This window comes from Reyranella sp. CPCC 100927 (assembly GCF_007859315.1).
GTDB lineage: Bacteria > Pseudomonadota > Alphaproteobacteria > Reyranellales > Reyranellaceae > Vineibacter.
Genome location: NZ_VOHA01000007.1, coordinates 129,364 through 146,294, shown reverse-complemented (window position 1 = coordinate 146,294; position 16,931 = coordinate 129,364). Strand labels below are relative to the sequence as shown.

The window sequence follows — 16,931 nt, the reverse complement described above, 5'->3', positions numbered from 1 at the left end:
GGTACTTCCTCAGAACGAGAGACCGTTGGAGAACACCCACAGCACTCGAGTCTCTCCCGAATGGGCATTTTCCCAGGAATGGCGGATGTCGCTTTTGAATTGCAGGTAGTCGCCGGCCGTCAACTCGATGATCTCGTCGGCGATGCGATAGCGAATGGCGCCGGCGATGATGTAGCAGAACTCTTCGCCCTGATGCGTCATTGCATCGACGCCGGAATGCGCGCCCGGCGCCATGATGCCGACGCGCGATTCGAGGACACCGGGCTTGAAGTGTCCGTTGAGGTCCTGCAGCGTCAGACCCATGTCGCCGTAGTGGATGGTGCTGCGTTCCTGCGCCTTGACCACGACGACCGGCTCGGGCCGGTCACGATAGCGGCCGATCAGGAACCCCAGGTTCTCCTCCAGGGCTTCGGCCAGATTGATGGCATGCACCAGGTTGGGGCGCAGCTGGCCGTTCTCGATCTTGGAGATGGTCGAGGCCGGCACGCCGGACAGCGCCGACAACTGACTCAAGGTCAGTGTCTGCGCCAGGCGAAGGGCCCGCAGCCGCTCACCGACCAGCTCGGTCTCGTACGCCGATTTCGCCTCGACCGGCTGCGCCGCCTTGCGCCGCGCCATGGCTCAGCCTGCCACGACGATGCGGTCTTCGAGGAAGGGATCCTCGGGCAACGCCACCTCGGTCTCCAGCAGGGAGCCGCAACCGCTGCAGGCGAAGCGGCGCAGCACGATGCGGCTGTCGGTGCCGAGGCCGGCGCCGGGCAGCGACGCGACCGGCACCACGGTGAGCGCGGCCTGCTCTTTCCACGATCGATCGGCCGCGGCCAACGGCCGCTCGCAGGCGCCGCAGCAGATCTTGCCGTCGGCGAGGACCAGGGTGTCGGAAAATCGCCGGCGAGCCATCACGCGACCTCCTGCAGGCGGCGGGCCTTCAGGTCGCGCCGCCGGGTTTCGGTCAGGGTGGCATCGAGGACGCCGTCCTTGAAGGCGACGCCGTAGACCTCCTCAGCAGCGCGGGTCGAGATCGCGCCGGCGGTCACATCGTTCACCACCTGCTCGGCCGGCCGGTCGAGCGGATCGCCCAGGCCGCCGCCGCCGTTCCAGCGCACATAGAGGCCATCCTTGCCGCGCAGCGGATAAACGCCCCAGGAAATCGGTTCGTGCCGGCCCTTCATGTCGGCGAGGCTGCCAGCAAAAGCCGTCGCGTCGGACTCGTCGGCATGTATCCAGACATAGTCGTTCAGCGCGCCGGGATAGCCGCCGGCCAGCCCGTCGCTTTGCGGAAACTTGGTGCCCTTGCCGGAGACGACATAGTCGATGCCGCCGTCGGGCGCGTCATGGGCGACGATCATCATCTCGCCGCCGGTGCCGCCGCGATGGCGGCCGGGCCCGCCCGAATCCTTCAGGCGGCGGCGGAACAGGTAGCGCACCGGGAACGTCGCCTCGATGGTCTCGACATTGGCCATGCGCGAGATCGGGTTCGGGATCTCGCCGCCGATATCGACGCCGTCACCGACATGCCGCGCGCCTCCCGCGCCGGCGAAGGTCTCGGTCAGGATGCCGATCGACAAGCCGCCGCGCTGGTTGGTGCCGAACATGAAGATGGCGAAGTGATTGGCATGCCATACCGCCGTCGATTCCTCGGCGTACCGCTCACTGGCCGCCAGCATCTTGCCGATGGTGGCGCAGGCCGCATTGTTGACCGACTGGATGGCGCCGACCGTCGCCACCGACACCGGCGCCGGCCGCGCGCAGTTCACGATGCTGCCTTCCGGCGCGATCATGCGCACCGGGCGGATGACGCCTTCGTTCCAGGTGATGTCGTAGCACAGCAGCGGGAACAGCGGCGCGAACAGCCCGCCCAGCGACGCCCATTTCGAACAGTTGACGCTGTATTTCGATTGCGGCGAGGACCCGGTGAAATCGAACACCAGCTCGTCACCCTGCTTGCGCATGGTGAGCACGACCCTGTAGGTCTCGCCCTTGACCTCGAGATACTGGCGCGACTGCCACTGCCCATCGGGCAGTTCGCGCAGGCGCTCGCGCAACCGCTGCTCGGACTGCTCGATCAGCATGCGGCAGGCATGGTCGACGGTCTCGGCGCCGTACTTCTCGAACAGCGCGATCAGCCGCTCACCAGCAACGTTGTTGCAGGCGATCATCGAGCGCAGGTCGAGGGCGACCATCTCGGGGCCGCGCACCATGTTCAGGATGGTGTCCCACACGTCCTGGCGCATCTCGCCCCGGTCGATCAGCTTCAGGCCGGGCGACGAGAAGCCTTCGGTGAAGATGTCGACGGCGTCAGGCGCGAAGCCGCCCGGGTTCATCGCGCCGATGTCGAAGACGTGGACGAAACAGGCGCTCCACGCGACCAGCCGGCCTTCGTAATGGATCGGCGCGATCAGGTAGATGTCGGACGTATGCAACGCCGCCGTATAGGGGTCGTTCAGCAGGAACAGGTCGCCTTCGTGGATCTGTCCGTCGAAGCGGCGGATGATCGCCTTGCAGGCCTCGGCAGCGCTGGTCAGGTGGTGCAGGAAGCCAACGCCCCCCATCAGCAGCGAACCATCGGCACGATAGAGCGAGACCATCAGGTCGTGCCCTTCGTTGGTGATGGCACTGCCCGAAACATGCTTCAGCGTCATGACCGCCTCTTCGACGACGCGAAACAGGCGGTGACGGATGATCGAGAACGTGATCGGATCCATCGGTGTCTCCGTGGCGCTCAGGCGAAATCGATAATGACGTTGCGATAGCCGTCGAGCGTGCCACGCTGGCCCGCCTGCAGCACGATGGTCGTGATCGGCGTGTGGATCACCGCTGGCCCCGCCACGACATTGCCCGGGCGCAGCTTCTCGAAATCGTAGATGTCTGATGGTACCATGCCGTCCTCGGCGTCGACGAAGATCGGCCGCCGGCCGACGCGCGCACCCGCGGCATCCGCCCCGCCCGTCGCCTCGGCCTCGATCTCAGGCCGTTCCATCAACCCGCGCGCCGTCAGCCGGAACTGGGTCATCTCCATGCCGGCTTCGCGATAGGCCGAACCCTTGCCGTACTTGCGTTCGTAGAGCGCCTCGAAATCGGCGACCACGCCGGCCAGCGCCGCATCGTCGAGCGGCACGCTGCCGCGGAGCGGCGTGGTGACCTCGTGCACTTGCCGGGAATAGCGCAGGTCGACCGCGCCTTCCAACCGCACGCGATCGCCGGTGAAGCCCTCCTGCGCCAACTGGGCCCGCGCCTTCTCGACCATCGGCGCGAACAGCCGGTTGACCGCCTCGGCCGGCGACGGCACCGGCAGCAGCGCCGTCGTGGCGTATTCGTGCACGATATCGGCCGAAATCAGGCCGAAGGCACAATTCACCGAGGCGGTATAGGGCACCACCATGCGCCGCACGTTGAGCTCGGCGCCGAACATGCCGGCGACCATGCCACAGGATCCGCCGAAGGCGTGCAGCACGAAGTCGCGCGGATCCAGGCCGCGCTCGACCGTGATCTGGCGGATCAGGTCGGTGATCTGGGCCGCGGCGACCCGATAGACGCCGATCGCGGCGGTCTCGACCGACAGCCCCAGCGGGCGGGCGATCTTCTGCTCGAACACCTGCCGTGCCCGCTCGCGATCGAGCCGCATGCTGCCGCCGAGGAAAATCTCGGGGTCCATGTAGCCGATCAGCATGAACACGTCGGTCAAGGTCGGCTCGTCGCCGCCGAGGCCGTAGCATACCGGGCCGGGCCGCGAACCGGCCGAACGCGGGCCGACCCGCGGTGCGTTCGAGCCGGGCTCCAAGGTGACGATCGACCCGCCGCCCGACCCGATCGAGACGACCTCGATCTTGGGCTGGGTGTAGTGGAAGCGGTCGACCATCGGCTCGCGCGCATATTCGATCGTACCGCCCTGGATCACCGACACCTTGAACGTGGTGCCTCCCATATCGGTCGCGATCACATCGGGCTGGTCCAGCAGCTGGCCCAGTGCCCGGCTACCGATGACGCCGGCGGCGGGCCCGCATTCCAGCATGCCGATCGCGCGGTCCGCCGCCTCGTGCGCCGGCAACAGGCCGCCATAGCCCTGCATCACCAGGACCGGGCCGTCATAACCCGTCCCGGCCAGCAGCGTTTCCAGGCTCGACAGATAGGCGCGCGTGATGCGGCCGGCATAGGCGTTGATCACGACGGTCGAGCTGCGCTCGTATTCGCCGGGCACCGGCGCAATGTCGCTCGACAGCGTGCAGTAGACGTCGGGCGCGATACGGTTGATCAGCGCCTTGACCTTCTGTTCGTTGACCGGGTTGTAGAACGACCACAGGAACGACACGGCGATGGCATCGACCCGGTGACGGTCGATCAGATGGCGCACCGCGCGCTCGACCTGGGCCTCTTCCAGCTCGCGCAATACCGCGCCCTTGTAGTCGACGCGCTCGGCGACGCCCATGATGCGGGCGGCATCGACCAGGGCCGGCGCGCGGTCCGTCTTGACCGGATGCTTGATGCGGTCCTCGGTCAAACCACCCCAGCGGCCGTAGGCGCCGCGCGTCACCAGGACGGTGTCCTCGAAGCCTTCGGTCGTCAGCAGGCCGGTGCGAGAGCCGTCGCGAGTCAGCACCGCGTTGTCGACGACGGTCGAGCCGTGCATGAACAGCGACGTCTGCGCCAGCAACGCCTCCAGCGTCAGACCCATCGAGGTTGCCGCCGAGCGGATCGAATCGAGCACGCCGGTGGCGAAGTCCGGCGGTGTCGAGAGCGCCTTGCCGAGCCGCACCGGCTCTCCCGACGCGAACACGATGGTATCCGTGCAGGTGCCGCCGACATCCGTCGCGACGAGATACTTGCGGCCCTTGGTCATTTCGGTTCTGCCCTGTCGTTGGGATCGCGGCGGTCGGCCAGGCACAGCACGTGGCTGCGCCGGGCAAGCTGGCCGGTCATGCCGAGGGCCACATCGGCGTTGAGATGCACCGCATCGCCGGCACGCAGCACGCGGGGCGTGCTATCGCCCCCCTGGTCGATGGCGACCGTACCATCCAGCACATAGGCGAAGGCTGCGCCGGCCACGCCATGGCCGCGCAGGTCGAAGCGTTCCTTCGAGTCGACCGGGATCAGGTGCGCCTCCATCTGCGGGCTGTCGAGGTCGGTGACCAGCGCCACGGCGGCCTGCGCCCGCGTCGGCAGCGTGCCGCGCACGACGTTGACGGCGCGATCCAGTTCGCGCGACGCCTCGATCAACCGGTCAACCGGCTCGCCCAGCACTTCCGTCATCGCCAGCACGGTCAGCAGACTGGGATTGGCCTCGCCGACTTCGATCTTCTGGATCGCTGCGATGCTGATGCCGCTTTCGAGAGCCATCTTCTTCAGCGACCAGTTGCGTGCCTCGCGCAGCTGCCGCAGCCGCCGCCCGAGCGAGCGCAACTGCTTGTCGCCGAAGCCTGCCGGGCGCGCCGTCGCAGCCGCCCCCTGTTTCCGCCCTGCCATTCGCGCCCCCTGTATCACATAAGAGAACGGCGATATTCTTTTTGAAATTTGCCTTGCCGCTCCGGCGCGTGTCAAATACTATATCGCCGTAGTGGTGTTTGAAAATCTCTGCCAACCACCACGGCAGGCCGCCACGCGCCGCCCGCACAAAACGCTTCAACGACAGAGAGGTAAACGGAGGGGGCCCATGGTGTACCGCATCACGCGACGCGGATCGATCAAGGCAGTTTCGGCGACCATCGGCATCGGGACTCTCGGGGCCTCGGGCCGCGTGGCGGCACAGACCCAGCCCTCCGTCATCTTCGGCGGCACCATCCCCTTCAGCGGCCGCTGGGCCGAAATCGGCCAGAGCGTCCATGCCGGCTACCAGACCGTCGTCAAATACGTCAACGAGGTGAAGGGCGGGATCGACATCGGCGGCAAGCGCCACCGGCTGGAACTGCGCCTGGTCGACGATGCCTCCGATCCGCAGCGCGCCACGACCCTGCTGCAGAAGCAGATCGACGACGACGTGCGTTTCTTCCTGGGCTCGTACTCGACACCCATCATCCTGCCCCAGGTCGCGCTGACCGAACGGGCACGCAAGCCGATGGTGCAGGCTGGCGGCGGCGGCGATCCGATCTTCACGCAGGGCTACAAGTTCGTCTTCGGCATGTATCCACGCGCCTCGCGCTCGGCCTTCCCCGCGGTCGACGCCTTCGAGGCGCTGTCGCCCAAGCCCAAGACCTTCACTGTCGTCTACACCAACGACCCGTTCTCCAAGCCTCAAGGGCTGGGCGTGATCGAGCGCCTGAAGGAAAAGGGCATGCAGGTCGTCAAGGTGTTCGAGCTGCCGGCCCAGCTGCAGGACGTTTCAGCGGTGCTGACCTCGGTGCGCGAGGATGCGCCCGACATCGTCATGTGCCTGACGTCGGACCAGAACTCACTGCTGATCGCGCGCCAGATGGCGCAGAGCCGGACCGATGTGAAGATGCTGTTCACGTCGCTGGGACCGCAGGCCGCCAGCTTCCGCGAGGCGCTGGGCAAGTACGCCGGCGGCATCACCTGCATCTCGACCTGGTCGCCGACCTTTCCCTACACGGACCCGATCTTCGGCTCGACGGCGAAGTTTGCCGAATACTACCGCGCCAACAACACCCTGCCGCTGATCTACCATCAGGGCACGGCAGCCGCCTGCATCGTTGCCTATGTCAACGCCCTGCAGACGGTCGGCCGCACCGACGATCCGATCGCGGTGCGCGATGCATTGGCCAAGCTCGATATCGAATCGCTCTACGGCCGCATCAAGTTCACACCGCAGGGCGACGGCGATCCGGTGCTGATGGGATCGGCAGTGACCCAGGTGCAGGGCGGCGACATCAAGGTGATCGCGCCGGAACGCCTGCGCGAAGCCGCGCCGCAGTGGCCGATCGAGCCCTGGTCGAAGCGCTGACGCCATCGTGACGGCACTGGTCCAGACGCTGGTCAACGGGCTGCTCTACGGCGGCATTCTCTCGATCGCCGCCGTCGGCTTCTCGCTGATCTTCGGGGTGATGAGCGTCATCAACCTCACCCACGGCATCTTCGTCATCGGCGGCGCCTATGGCGCCCTGGTGGCGTGGTCGGTGCTGGGCATCGACCCGCTGCTGTCGATTCCGCCGCTGATGCTCGTGGCTTTCGCCCTGGGTTGGGGCTGCCAGCGCCTGGTGATCCAGCCGGCCGTCGAACGCGGCAACCCGGTCGCGGCCCTGCTCGTCACGTTCGGCTTCACCCTGATCGCCGTGAACCTGCTGACGGTCACCTTCTCGTCGTCGGTGCGGTCGATCAGCCCGTCCTATTCCTTCATCAACCTGCGGGTCGGCGACATCTCGATCGACCTGGTGCGGCTGGTCGCCTTCGCCTGCGGCCTGGCACTGATCGCCATCCTCGGTTCGTTCCTGCGCTTCTCGCGCTGGGGCCGCGTCATCAGGGCGACGGCGCTGTCCGAACTCGGCGCCCGGCTGTGCGGCGTCGATGCCCGCGCGGTCTATGCGCTGACCTTCGCGGTGGCCAGCGCTTTCGCCGCCGCCTCGGGCGTGCTGATCGGCATGATGCTGCCCTTCACGCCGGCCGAGGAAGTGACGTGGACGGTCTATGCCTTCATCGTCGTCACGCTGGGCGGTGTCGGCAGCCTGGGGGGCGCCATGCTGGGCGGTCTCTTGCTCGGGCTGGTCTCGACCCTGACCCAGACTTATCTCGGGGCCGTCTACACCAACATGGTGATGTTCCTGATCCTGCTGGTCACGTTGCTGGTACGCCCGAACGGCATCCTGGGCAGCGCATTCAAGGCCAGCCGCTGACATGGCGCGCCGGATCACCATCCTGCTGCTGGCCGTGCTGCTGATCGCCGCGCTGGCGATACTGCCCTTCTTCCTCAAGGCGTTCTACGTCCGCGTCGGTCTGTCGATCTTCCTGTCGGCGGGCTTCGCCGTTTGCTGGTGGCTGCTGGCCGGCTTCACGTCCTACTACAGCTTCGGCCACACCGCCTTCGTCGGCATCGGCGCCTTCGCCGCGGCGCTCGCCCTGCGCGCCGTGCCCGAGGCCGCCCCTGCGCTGCAGCTCGCCTGGGCCCTCGGTGCCGGCCTAGTGGTCGCCGGCGGTATCGCGACGATCATCGCTTGGCCGATCCTGCGGCTGCGCGGCCACTACTTCACCATCGCCATGCTGGCCGTCGCGCTGGTGCTGGGTGAGGCCGTTGCCGCCTTTCCCGTTTTCGGCGGATCGACCGGTCTGGCGCTGCCGAACCTGGCGCCGATGAGTGTGCGCGTCGAGGCCTTCTTCTACTGGATTGCGCTGGCGCTGCTGGCCGTCGTGCTGGCCATCGCCTGGGCGATCTCGCGCAGCCGGCTGGGCTATGGCCTGGCCGCGATCCGCGAGGACGAGGACGCCGCGCAGATGCTGGGCGTGCCGACGACGCGCTTCAAGGTCGTGGCCTTCGTGCTGTCAGGCGCGCTGACCGGATCGATCGGCGCGGTCTATGCCTTGAACCTCGGCTACATCACCAGCGATTCGGTATTCCGCGGCTCGCTCAGCCTGGAAATGATCGTCAACAGCCTGGTCGGCGGCATGGGATCGATCCTCGGGCCGGTGATCGGCGCCGCGGTCATGACCGGCGTCACCAAGCTGGTCCTGGCCGACCTGCTCGAGTACCACCTCGCCATCACCGGCATCCTGATCATCGCCGTGGTTCTCCTCGCGCCCGACGGCATTGTCGGGCTGTGGCGCCGCCGGCGGGCGCGCGAGGCCGAGTGATGACCACGCCGCTGCTCGACGTCACAGGGCTCAGCCGGCGGTTCGGCGCGCTGGCGGCGGTCGACGATGTCTCGTTCACCGCCGAAGCCGGCCGCATCGTCAGCCTGATCGGCCCGAACGGCGCCGGCAAGTCGACGATCTTCAACCTGCTGACCGGTTACCTGCCGCTCAGCCGCGGCAGCGTCACCTTCCGCGGCCGGCGCATCGACGGCATGAATACCTGCCGCATCGCCGAGCTCGGCGTCGCCCGCGCCTTCCAGATCGCACGCCCCTTCCGCGGGCTGAGCGTGCGCGACAACGTCAAGGTCGGCGCCCTGTTCGGCAACCGCGACAAGCGCGGCCCTGGGATCGTCGACGAGGCGCTGGCACTGGCGGGCCTTACGGCGCTGGCCGAACGGCCGGCAGCCGAGCTGACGATCGGGCAACTGCGCAAGCTCGAGCTCGGGCGTGCCTTCGCCGCGCGGCCTCACCTGCTGCTGGCCGACGAGCCGCTGGCCGGCCTGGTGCCTGCGGAGTCGGCGGAGATCCTGGCCAGCCTGAAGGCGCTGGCCGCCCGCGGCGCCGGCGTTCTACTGGTCGAGCATGACATGCCTGCGGTCATGAAGGTGTCCGACCGCGTCATCGTCCTGGAGGCCGGTCGGCTGATCGCCGACGGCCGGCCCGAGGACGTCAACCGCGATCCCCGGGTGATCGAGGCCTACCTCGGCCAGGAGGCACCATGACCGCGACCGACCTGCTGAGCGTCCAGGGATTGGCCGCCGGCTATGGCGGGGCACTGGCCGTGCGCGGTCTCGATTTCACCGTGGCGCCGGGCACCATCGTCGTGCTGGTCGGTGCCAACGGCGCCGGCAAAACCACGACCGTCCAGGTCATCGCCGGCGCGATCCGGCCGAGCGGCGGCACGATCCGCTTCGACGGCGAGACGGTGAGCGGCCTCGACTGCCCCGCCATGGTCGGCCGTGGCATCACGCTGGTGCCCGAAGGCCGACTGATCTTCGCGCGCATGACGGTCGAGGAAAACCTGTTGATGGGCGCCCTGAACCGGCGCGCCGCGGCCAACCTGGCCCGCAACCTCGATCGCGTCTTCACGCTGTTCCCGCGCCTGGCGCAGAGGCGCGGCCAGCTCGGCGGCAGCATGTCGGGCGGCGAGCAGCAGATGCTGGCCATCGCCCGCGGCCTGATGGCCGAACCGCGGCTCATGATCCTGGACGAGCCCTCGCTCGGCCTGGCACCCAAGGTGGTGGCCGAGACGTTCGGGCTGATCCGGCAATTGAACGCCGCGGGGATCACCATCCTGCTGGTCGAGCAGAACGTGCGCCAGAGCCTGCAGCTGGCCGACCGCGCCTTCGTCATCGAGAAAGGACGCGTCGTGCTGTCGGGCGACGGCCCGACGCTGCTGGACGATCCATTCGTCAAGACGGCGTTCCTGGGACTGTGAACGCGAGGGAGGACAAAGATGCCTGAGCATAGCGACGTGGCCGTCGATACGATCCCGATCATCGACATCGCGGGGTTCCGCGACGGATCGGCCAAGGACCAGGTGGTCCGCCAGGTGCAGGAAGCGGCCGAGACCGTGGGCTTCCTCTATATCGCCGGGCACGGCGTCGACCAGGCGGTGATCGACGGTGCCTTCAATGCGTCGCGCGCCTTCTTCGCCCTGCCCGAGGCTGACAAGCTGACGGTCAAGATCAACAATTCCCACCGCGGCTTCATGCCGATCAACAACTCGACATACACCGCCGACCTCAAGCCGAACTTCAACGAGACATTCCTGGCCGGCCTCGACCTCGGGCCCGACGATCCGGACGTGAAAGCGGGCGTGCCGCTGCATGGGCCCAACCAGTGGCCTACCGCCATGCCGGCGCTGCGCCCGGCCATCGATACCTATTTCAATGCCCTGAGGGACGTGGGCGATACCGTGCTGCGCATCTTCGGCCGCGCGCTTGATCTCGACGAAGATTATTTCCTGCCCTATTTCAAGAAGCCGATGCCCTTCGTGCGCCTGCTGCACTATCCGCCGCAGCCGCCGACGCGGGCCGAGAACGAATTCGGCATCGCCCCGCACACCGACTACGGCTTCGTCACCATCCTGGCCCAGGACGAGGTCGGCGGCCTGCAGGTGCGCCGCCGCGACGGCGGCTGGATCGACGCGCCCTATGTCCCCGGCACGTTCGTCGTCAACATCGCCGACATGCTGAAGCGATGGACCAACGACCGCTGGCTGTCGACGCCGCATCGCGTGATCAACACCACGGGGCGTGAGCGGTACTCGATCCCGTTCTTCTTCGATCCGACCTATCACACGCTGGTCGAATGCATACCCGGCTGCAACCGCGACGGCGAGGCGCCGAAATACCCGCCCATCACCTGGGGCGACTACCTGAAGCAACGTTTCGACTCGACCTACGATTATCGCAAGGCAAAGCGCCAGGACGGCGCATAATTCTTTACCTTCCCCCGCTTGCGGGGGAAGGTGCCCGAAGGGCGGATGGGGGTTGCGGAAACAGCGTCGACATTCGGTGGCGAGCGCCATTTGCGCTGCAACACATCCCATCCGGCGCTGCGCGCCACCTTCCCCCGCAAGCGGGGGAAGGTAAAGATCCCTGGCAGCAGCAACGCCGGCATCACAGTCTGCGGCGCAGGCGCCCCCAGTCCGCGGCGCGCGTGCTGACCAGCACGGCCAGCAGCACGACGATGCCGTTGGCGACGTCCTGGGCGTAGGCGTTGATGCCCAGCAGCACCATGGCGTTGTTGAGTACGGCTATGAACAGGCCGCCCAGCAGCGTGCCCAGCATCGAGCCCTTGCCGCCGAACAGGCTGGCACCGCCGACGATCACCGACGTGATGACTGCGAACTCGACGCCAAAGCCGATGTTGGGGTTGCCGGCGCCCAGGCGTGACGTCATCAGCAGGCCGCTGATCGCGGCCAGCCCGCCGGTCAGGGCGAAGAGCACCGTTCGGATGCGCTTGACCGGGATGCCGGACAGGCGCGCGGCATCAGCGTTGCCGCCGATGGCATACACCGAGCGGCCGAAGACAGTGCATGCGGCAAGGACGGTGAACACCGCGACGCTCGCCAGCAGGATCAGCGCCGGCACGGGCAAGCCCAGGACGGTGCCGTTGCCCCAGACCTGAAAGCCCTCATCGAGGATCGGCACCGGTATCGCATCGGTCATCAGCATGGCGGCACCGCGCAGGGCCGAGAACATCGCCAGCGTCACGATGAATGACGGAATGTTGAAGTACGCGCGGATGGCGCCGGCACCGGCGCCGGCCGCAACCCCGAAGGCGACGACGCCGAGCGCAGCCACCCACAACGGCAGCTGAAACGAGGCCGTGAGGATCCCGAACAAGGCCGAGGAAAACGCGATCGCCGATCCGACGCTGACGTCGATCTCGCCGGCAACGATGATCAACGTCATGCCGCAGGCGATGATCCCGGTGAAGGCGGCCTGCCGGAGAATGTCCAGAAGATTGCCGGTCGTCGCGAAGTTGGGCGCGAACAGCGCCGCCAGCACGCTCACCAGGATCAACGCTGCCAGCAGGCCCGAGATTTCGCCCTCCAGCCGCCCGAACCATCGGGGCGCTGCCGGGCGCTCTGCGGCACTGGAGATCATCATTCTGATCGTCATGGTCGTCCGTCCATCCCTGCTTCGTGTGCGCCGTCCATGGCAATCGCCATCACGTCGGCGAGGCTCGTTTGCGCGACGATGCGCTCGTCCACGATGCCGCCGTCCTTCATCAGCAGCAGCCGGTCGCACAGCAACATCAGCTCCTCGACCTCGGAGGATGCGACGAGCACCGCAGTCCCCTGTGCCGCCAGTTGGTCGAGAAGTGCGTAGATCTGGCGCTTGGTGTCGATGTCGACGCCACGCGTCGGCTCGTCGAGCAGGAACACCTTCACATCGGCGTTCAGGTATTTGCCGAGCACGACCTTCTGCTGATTGCCGCCCGACAGGGTGCGCACCAGATCCGACGGACGCGCCAGCCTGATCGACAGGCGCGCAGCGGTGCGTTGCGACAGCTGTGCCTGGCGATGGCGCGACAGCATCATGCGGTGCACGACCTTGTGCATCGCCGCCAGCACGAGGTTGGCCGCGATGCTCATGTCGAGCACGAGCCCCTCCTTCTTGCGATCCTCCGGCGCCAGGCCGACGCCCTGGCGGATCATGGCGCGCGGCGAGCGGCCGGCCGGTTCGCGACCAAAGATCGCGATGCCGCCCGCCACGACAGGATCGAGGCCGTAGATCGCGCGCAGCAGTTCGGTGCGCCCCGAGCCCAGCAGACCGGCGAGGCCGACGATCTCGCCGGCGCGGACATCGAAAGTCACGCTGCGCAGCTTGGCGGTCGTCAGTCCTCTCACCTTGAGCGCGACGTCGCCCAAAGGCCGCATCCCGCGTGGGCCCGATGCGGCGGCATCCGGCCCGCCGGTCATCAGTCGCACGATCTCGGCCGTCGACGCATGGGCGATCGGACGGGTCTCGATGTGGCGGCCGTCACGCAGCACGGTGACGCTGTGGGCGATCCGCTGGATTTCGTCCATGCGATGGGAGACGTAGATCACCGCCACGCCGCGATCCGACAAAGCACGGATGGTCCGCAGCAGGATGTCGACCTCCGAGGCCGGCAGCGAGCTCGTCGGCTCGTCGAGGATGAGAACCCTGGGCTGCAACGAGAGGCCGCGCGCGATCTCGACCAGCTGCTGCTGGGCAATCGAGAGCGTGCGCACCTTGACGGCGGGATCGATCGCCACACCGAACGCGGCCAGCACGGCGCCAGCCTCGCGCTCCAGAGCCTGCCGGGCGATGAACCCGCCACGCCGGCTGCGGTGCCAACGCCCCAGCAGGATATTCTCGGCGACACTCAACTCCGGCACCAGGCTGAGCTCCTGGTGGACCGTGGCGATGCCCAGCGCACGGGCATGCCGCGGCGTGAACATGTCGACCGCGCGGCCGGCGATCCGCACGGTACCGCCGTCGGGTGCTTCGGCGCCGCAGAGGATCCTGACCAGCGTCGACTTGCCGGCGCCATTCTTGCCCAGCAGCGCCCGCACCTCACCCGGCGCAACCGCGAAGTCGACACGGTTCAGGGCCTGCACGCCGGGATAGGATTTCATCAGCGTCGTCGCGTCGACGGCCGCGTCCGGCCTAGCGACGGTCGGCAGCATATTTCCGCGCCGCGGCCGGGTTGTCCTTGCTGAAGGTCGGCGAGGCCGCGAGCTGATAGAAGTCGCCGACGGACTGCTGGCGGGCGACCTTGACCGCAGCCGCCAGGCCGCGCGTGCCCAGGCTGTAGGGATCCTGTCCCGTGGTCCAATGAACGATGCCGTCAGGCGCTGCGATCAGCTGGGCGACCTGGGTGTTGATGTCGATGCCGAACACCGCGACCTTGCCGGCGAGCCCCTTGGCCTTGATCGCCTGCGCCGCGGCGATGATCCCGTCCTCGTTCTGGGCGATGAAGACATTGGCGTCGGGATGGGCCGCCAGCATCGAGTCGGCGATGGGACGCGCCTTGTCGACCTGGAAGCCCTCCTGCTCCGCCAGGATCTTGACGTCGAGGCCGGCGAGCTGCTCGTTCAGTCCTTTGCGCCGTTCCTTGCAGACATCATAGGACTCGCAGGTCAGCATCAGGATCCGGGCCTTGCCGCCCAACGCGTTCCTGATATGAGCTGCGGCCTGCTGGCCGGTGGTGACACCCAGGCCCCGGTTGTCGCTCTTGATGAAGGCCTGGACCAGGTCCTTGTCGTCCGGCGGGTTGACGCAGGTGGTGTAGCAGACGACCGGGATGCGGGCTGATTTGGCCAGACGCAGCGCCGACAGCGAGCCCGTCGGCGAGACGGCCGACATCAGGATGGCATCGACCTTGCGCGTGATGAACGTCTGGACGAACTGCGCTTCCTTGGTGGCATCCAGGTTCGCGTTCTGGACGATCACCTTGACGTTGTTGTCCCTGGCAAACGCCTCGATGCCCTTGCGCGCCTCGGCGAAGTGAGGATTGGGAAACAGCTCGATGACGCCGATCGTCAACGGCTTGTCCGCCTGCGCCAGCGCCGTCGCCGCACCACCCACGACAACAGCACTCGCCGTCAGCACGCGCACGGCCGTGCGCCATGCCGTTGATTTCATGTTCATTGATGTTTCCTCCCTTGATCGATTGACGCAGACGGCGTCACGCCGTCTCGAACTGCCGGTAAGCCTGCGGGTCGAACCACTCCAGGCCCGCCTTGATGAAGTTGTCGGGGTCCACCGCCACGCCCTCGCGTGCCTCGAAGGCCGAGTGGAAGTTCAGCTCGAACTGGATGCCGTTGGGGTCGTAGGCAAAGAGCTGCCACAGCGGAAAGCCCGGCACCGACCGCTCGCGATAGGGAACGCCCAAGGCCCGGCAGCGCGCGCGCGTCTCGGCGAACCCATGGGCCGACAGCGCGATATGGTCGATGGCGCCGCTGCCCACCGGTACGCGTCCGTCGTTACCCAGGGCCGCCGGCCCCGTGTAGACGTGGAAGATCGAACCGCCGTAGGGCGTGCTGAGCTGCATCCAGTAGCCCGGGAATTCGAACGGTGGTCGCGGCGCTTCGGTCATGCCGAAGACCTGCTCGTAGAAGCGCCGGGTCGCGTCGGGCTTGCCGGTCTTGATGGCGATGTGGAAAAGGCTGGTGGCGGGCATGGCTTCGCTTCGAACGGATGAGGGATGGGATCAGCTGCCCGGGCGCACCAGGTGGCCCTGGAAGATCTCCCAGTATTCCGTCATGTCGCCGGCGATCGCCCTGAAGCGGGCCACCTGCGCCGACTCCATGTGGCGCTCCCACAGGGCACGGCTTTCCCACAGTTCGGTGAACACCCAGCTCTGGCCGTCTTCGGATTCGTTCATCTCGTAGCGAAGGCAGCCTTCCTCGGCCAAGGTGGGCAGCAGCAGCGATTTGAGGATCGGGCGCACGGCGTCGGCCTTGCCGGGCTTGGCCTTGGCGCTGCCGATGATGACCAGCGTGGACATCGAAAAGGACTCCTGATGGCGTGTGTGGCGGGCGCAATCTCGATCGCCGGATGCGATCCTTGAAATCGCCGATGTGCTGGGCTGCCATCCATCGTGTGGATAGCTGGCGCGCCCTTGGTGCCGCTTCGACGAAGCGCCGGATTGGCCGAGACTTAGAGCGCGCGATGCCCCTCTCCCCGCGCAGGCGGGGAGAAGGTGGACGCCGCGAAGCGGCGGCCGGATGAGGGCTTCATCGGTATCGCGATCGAATGCAGTTTTTCTTGCATCAACGCGATCGGCATCAACATCGCGAAGCCCCTCATCCGCCTCAGGTACTTCGACGCAAAGCGTCGAAGTACCGAAACGGGCACCTTCTCCCCGCCTGCGCGGGGAGAAGGGAATTCTTCACGTCACGGCTCCCACCAGACGCGCACGCGGTGCGAGCGATGGTTCGGCGACATGAGCCGTCAATCCGCTCTGGCCGACCGCGACGTGGCCCGCCAGCACATGGCCGTCCGGATAGTCGCCGCCGTTCTGCGGCCGGAAGGGAATCGGCGCTTCTTCGAAGAGGCGTGCCAGGCGCTGGCGCCACCCCTCTTTCGCCGCCGCCACGCCTTCTGCCGTGATGCGCCCGGCGCCGTAGACGGCGTGCGTGGGCAGCACGTCCATGCCGGGAAAGAACAGCGTGCCGTGGGTGATCGGAAACAGCAGCTGGTCGAGCGGTCCGTTGATACCGCGCGGCAGATAGTCTTCCGCGGGGCCGCCGACCATCACCGACAGCAGCGCACGCCGGCCCTTGAAACCGCCGTCGCCGTAGCGATACCGGTTGCCGGCGTCCTTGTAGCCGTACGCCAGGCCATAGGCCCACACCCGGTCCACCCAGCCCTTCATGATGGCGGGCATGCCGAACCACCACAGCGGGAACTGCAGGATCACGGCATCCGCGGCCAGCAGCTTGTCCTGCTCGGCGGCGATGTCGGCCGATTGCCGGCCGCTGGCATAGGAATGCCCGGACTCGGCGATGAAGGACAGTCGCTGCGGATCGGCGCGTGCGGGAAAGTCGTCGGCGTCGAACACGGCCTTCCAGCGCATGCCGTACAGGTCCGACAGCAGGACGTCATGACCTTGCTGCTCCAGCGTCTGCACCGACACGTCGACGAGCTGGCGCGTCAGCGACGTCGGCTCGGGATGCGCATGGACGATCAGAATTTTCTTCTTCATGGGACAATCCA

Annotated in this window: 17 protein-coding genes; 6 read left to right on the top strand and 11 right to left on the bottom strand. The window is 67.1% G+C overall.

The window, feature by feature from the left end; translation table 11 throughout:
• Nucleotides 1-9 precede the first annotated feature (9 nt).
• Genes FQU96_RS20365 through FQU96_RS20345 form a run of 5 tightly spaced genes read right to left on the bottom strand, consistent with a single transcriptional unit; the run spans nucleotide 10 to nucleotide 5,460 of the window.
• Entirely contained in the window at nucleotides 10-618 is a 609-nt protein-coding gene (locus FQU96_RS20365) for a helix-turn-helix domain-containing protein (protein ID WP_146543170.1), read from the bottom strand.
• Between the two features lie 3 nt (nucleotides 619-621).
• Entirely contained in the window at nucleotides 622-900 is a 279-nt protein-coding gene (locus FQU96_RS20360; protein ID WP_146543169.1) for a hypothetical protein, read from the bottom strand.
• Nucleotides 900-2,705 (bottom strand): hydantoinase B/oxoprolinase family protein, encoded by a 1,806-nt coding sequence (locus FQU96_RS20355; protein WP_146543168.1) that lies wholly within the window; start codon nucleotides 2,703-2,705, stop codon nucleotides 900-902. Before FQU96_RS20355 ends, FQU96_RS20360 begins: the two co-directional genes overlap by 1 nt.
• 17 nt (nucleotides 2,706-2,722) lie before the next feature.
• Entirely contained in the window at nucleotides 2,723-4,837 is a 2,115-nt protein-coding gene (locus tag FQU96_RS20350) for a hydantoinase/oxoprolinase family protein (protein WP_146543167.1), read from the bottom strand.
• A complete protein-coding gene (locus tag FQU96_RS20345) occupies nucleotides 4,834-5,460 on the bottom strand; it encodes an XRE family transcriptional regulator (RefSeq protein WP_146543166.1) in 627 nt (208 codons plus the stop codon). The genes FQU96_RS20350 and FQU96_RS20345 overlap by 4 nt, the downstream gene beginning before the upstream one ends.
• Before the next feature lie 187 nt (nucleotides 5,461-5,647).
• On the opposite strand from FQU96_RS20345, the gene FQU96_RS20340 reads away from it, so the two are divergent.
• The 6 genes from FQU96_RS20340 to FQU96_RS20315 are packed head-to-tail and all read left to right on the top strand — an operon-like array spanning nucleotide 5,648 to nucleotide 11,173.
• Entirely contained in the window at nucleotides 5,648-6,892 is a 1,245-nt protein-coding gene (locus FQU96_RS20340; protein ID WP_146543165.1) for an amino acid ABC transporter substrate-binding protein, read from the top strand.
• Nucleotides 6,893-6,899: 7 nt separating this feature from the next.
• Entirely contained in the window at nucleotides 6,900-7,778 is an 879-nt protein-coding gene (locus tag FQU96_RS20335) for a branched-chain amino acid ABC transporter permease (protein ID WP_178130606.1), read from the top strand.
• A gap of 1 nt (nucleotide 7,779) precedes the next feature.
• Nucleotides 7,780-8,730, top strand: coding sequence for a branched-chain amino acid ABC transporter permease (locus tag FQU96_RS20330; RefSeq protein WP_146543163.1), 951 nt, complete (start codon nucleotides 7,780-7,782; stop codon nucleotides 8,728-8,730).
• The gene (locus FQU96_RS20325; protein WP_146543162.1) at nucleotides 8,730-9,452 is read left to right on the top strand and encodes an ABC transporter ATP-binding protein; all 723 of its coding nucleotides are present in this window, start codon (nucleotides 8,730-8,732) and stop codon (nucleotides 9,450-9,452) included. The genes FQU96_RS20330 and FQU96_RS20325 overlap by 1 nt, the downstream gene beginning before the upstream one ends.
• Complete coding sequence (locus FQU96_RS20320) at nucleotides 9,449-10,168, top strand: ABC transporter ATP-binding protein (RefSeq protein WP_146543161.1); 720 nt, start codon at nucleotides 9,449-9,451, stop codon at nucleotides 10,166-10,168. The genes FQU96_RS20325 and FQU96_RS20320 overlap by 4 nt, the downstream gene beginning before the upstream one ends.
• A gap of 18 nt (nucleotides 10,169-10,186) precedes the next feature.
• Nucleotides 10,187-11,173: an isopenicillin N synthase family oxygenase gene (locus tag FQU96_RS20315; RefSeq protein WP_146543160.1), complete on the top strand. Its 987-nt coding sequence runs from the start codon at nucleotides 10,187-10,189 to the stop codon at nucleotides 11,171-11,173.
• Between the two features lie 181 nt (nucleotides 11,174-11,354).
• On the opposite strand, the gene FQU96_RS20310 is transcribed toward FQU96_RS20315, so the two are convergent.
• From FQU96_RS20310 to FQU96_RS20285, 6 genes are all read right to left on the bottom strand, one after another.
• The gene (locus FQU96_RS20310; RefSeq protein WP_146543159.1) at nucleotides 11,355-12,362 is read right to left on the bottom strand and encodes an ABC transporter permease; all 1,008 of its coding nucleotides are present in this window, start codon (nucleotides 12,360-12,362) and stop codon (nucleotides 11,355-11,357) included.
• Nucleotides 12,359-13,897, bottom strand: coding sequence for a sugar ABC transporter ATP-binding protein (locus FQU96_RS20305; RefSeq protein ID WP_146543158.1), 1,539 nt, complete (start codon nucleotides 13,895-13,897; stop codon nucleotides 12,359-12,361). The genes FQU96_RS20310 and FQU96_RS20305 overlap by 4 nt, the downstream gene beginning before the upstream one ends.
• Nucleotides 13,878-14,861 (bottom strand): substrate-binding domain-containing protein, encoded by a 984-nt coding sequence (locus tag FQU96_RS20300; protein ID WP_146543157.1) that lies wholly within the window; start codon nucleotides 14,859-14,861, stop codon nucleotides 13,878-13,880. The genes FQU96_RS20305 and FQU96_RS20300 overlap by 20 nt, the downstream gene beginning before the upstream one ends.
• A gap of 37 nt (nucleotides 14,862-14,898) precedes the next feature.
• Nucleotides 14,899-15,393: a VOC family protein gene (locus FQU96_RS20295; protein ID WP_146543156.1), complete on the bottom strand. Its 495-nt coding sequence runs from the start codon at nucleotides 15,391-15,393 to the stop codon at nucleotides 14,899-14,901.
• Between the two features lie 30 nt (nucleotides 15,394-15,423).
• Nucleotides 15,424-15,720 (bottom strand): putative quinol monooxygenase, encoded by a 297-nt coding sequence (locus FQU96_RS20290; protein ID WP_146543155.1) that lies wholly within the window; start codon nucleotides 15,718-15,720, stop codon nucleotides 15,424-15,426.
• A gap of 384 nt (nucleotides 15,721-16,104) precedes the next feature.
• Nucleotides 16,105-16,920, bottom strand: a complete 816-nt coding sequence (locus FQU96_RS20285) for an NAD(P)H-dependent oxidoreductase (RefSeq protein ID WP_146543154.1) — start codon at nucleotides 16,918-16,920, stop codon at nucleotides 16,105-16,107.
• Nucleotides 16,921-16,931 lie beyond the last annotated feature (11 nt).

Bases quoted from the DNA above. Each gene is read 5' to 3' on its own strand.
- FQU96_RS20345 (WP_146543166.1), bottom strand. From the start codon at position 5,460: ATGGCAGGGCGGAAACAGGGGGCGGCTGCGACGGCGCGCCCGGCAGGC.
- FQU96_RS20360 (WP_146543169.1), bottom strand. From the start codon at position 900: ATGGCTCGCCGGCGATTTTCCGACACCCTGGTCCTCGCCGACGGCAAG.
- FQU96_RS20290 (WP_146543155.1), bottom strand. From the start codon at position 15,720: ATGTCCACGCTGGTCATCATCGGCAGCGCCAAGGCCAAGCCCGGCAAG.
- FQU96_RS20285 (WP_146543154.1), bottom strand. From the start codon at position 16,920: ATGAAGAAGAAAATTCTGATCGTCCATGCGCATCCCGAGCCGACGTCG.
- FQU96_RS20365 (WP_146543170.1), bottom strand. From the start codon at position 618: ATGGCGCGGCGCAAGGCGGCGCAGCCGGTCGAGGCGAAATCGGCGTAC.
- FQU96_RS20310 (WP_146543159.1), bottom strand. From the start codon at position 12,362: ATGACGATCAGAATGATGATCTCCAGTGCCGCAGAGCGCCCGGCAGCG.
- FQU96_RS20320 (WP_146543161.1), top strand. From the start codon at position 9,449: ATGACCGCGACCGACCTGCTGAGCGTCCAGGGATTGGCCGCCGGCTAT.
- FQU96_RS20330 (WP_146543163.1), top strand. From the start codon at position 7,780: ATGGCGCGCCGGATCACCATCCTGCTGCTGGCCGTGCTGCTGATCGCC.
- FQU96_RS20300 (WP_146543157.1), bottom strand. From the start codon at position 14,861: ATGAACATGAAATCAACGGCATGGCGCACGGCCGTGCGCGTGCTGACG.
- FQU96_RS20325 (WP_146543162.1), top strand. From the start codon at position 8,730: ATGACCACGCCGCTGCTCGACGTCACAGGGCTCAGCCGGCGGTTCGGC.
- FQU96_RS20295 (WP_146543156.1), bottom strand. From the start codon at position 15,393: ATGCCCGCCACCAGCCTTTTCCACATCGCCATCAAGACCGGCAAGCCC.
- FQU96_RS20340 (WP_146543165.1), top strand. From the start codon at position 5,648: ATGGTGTACCGCATCACGCGACGCGGATCGATCAAGGCAGTTTCGGCG.
- FQU96_RS20305 (WP_146543158.1), bottom strand. From the start codon at position 13,897: ATGCTGCCGACCGTCGCTAGGCCGGACGCGGCCGTCGACGCGACGACG.
- FQU96_RS20315 (WP_146543160.1), top strand. From the start codon at position 10,187: ATGCCTGAGCATAGCGACGTGGCCGTCGATACGATCCCGATCATCGAC.
- FQU96_RS20350 (WP_146543167.1), bottom strand. From the start codon at position 4,837: ATGACCAAGGGCCGCAAGTATCTCGTCGCGACGGATGTCGGCGGCACC.
- FQU96_RS20355 (WP_146543168.1), bottom strand. From the start codon at position 2,705: ATGGATCCGATCACGTTCTCGATCATCCGTCACCGCCTGTTTCGCGTC.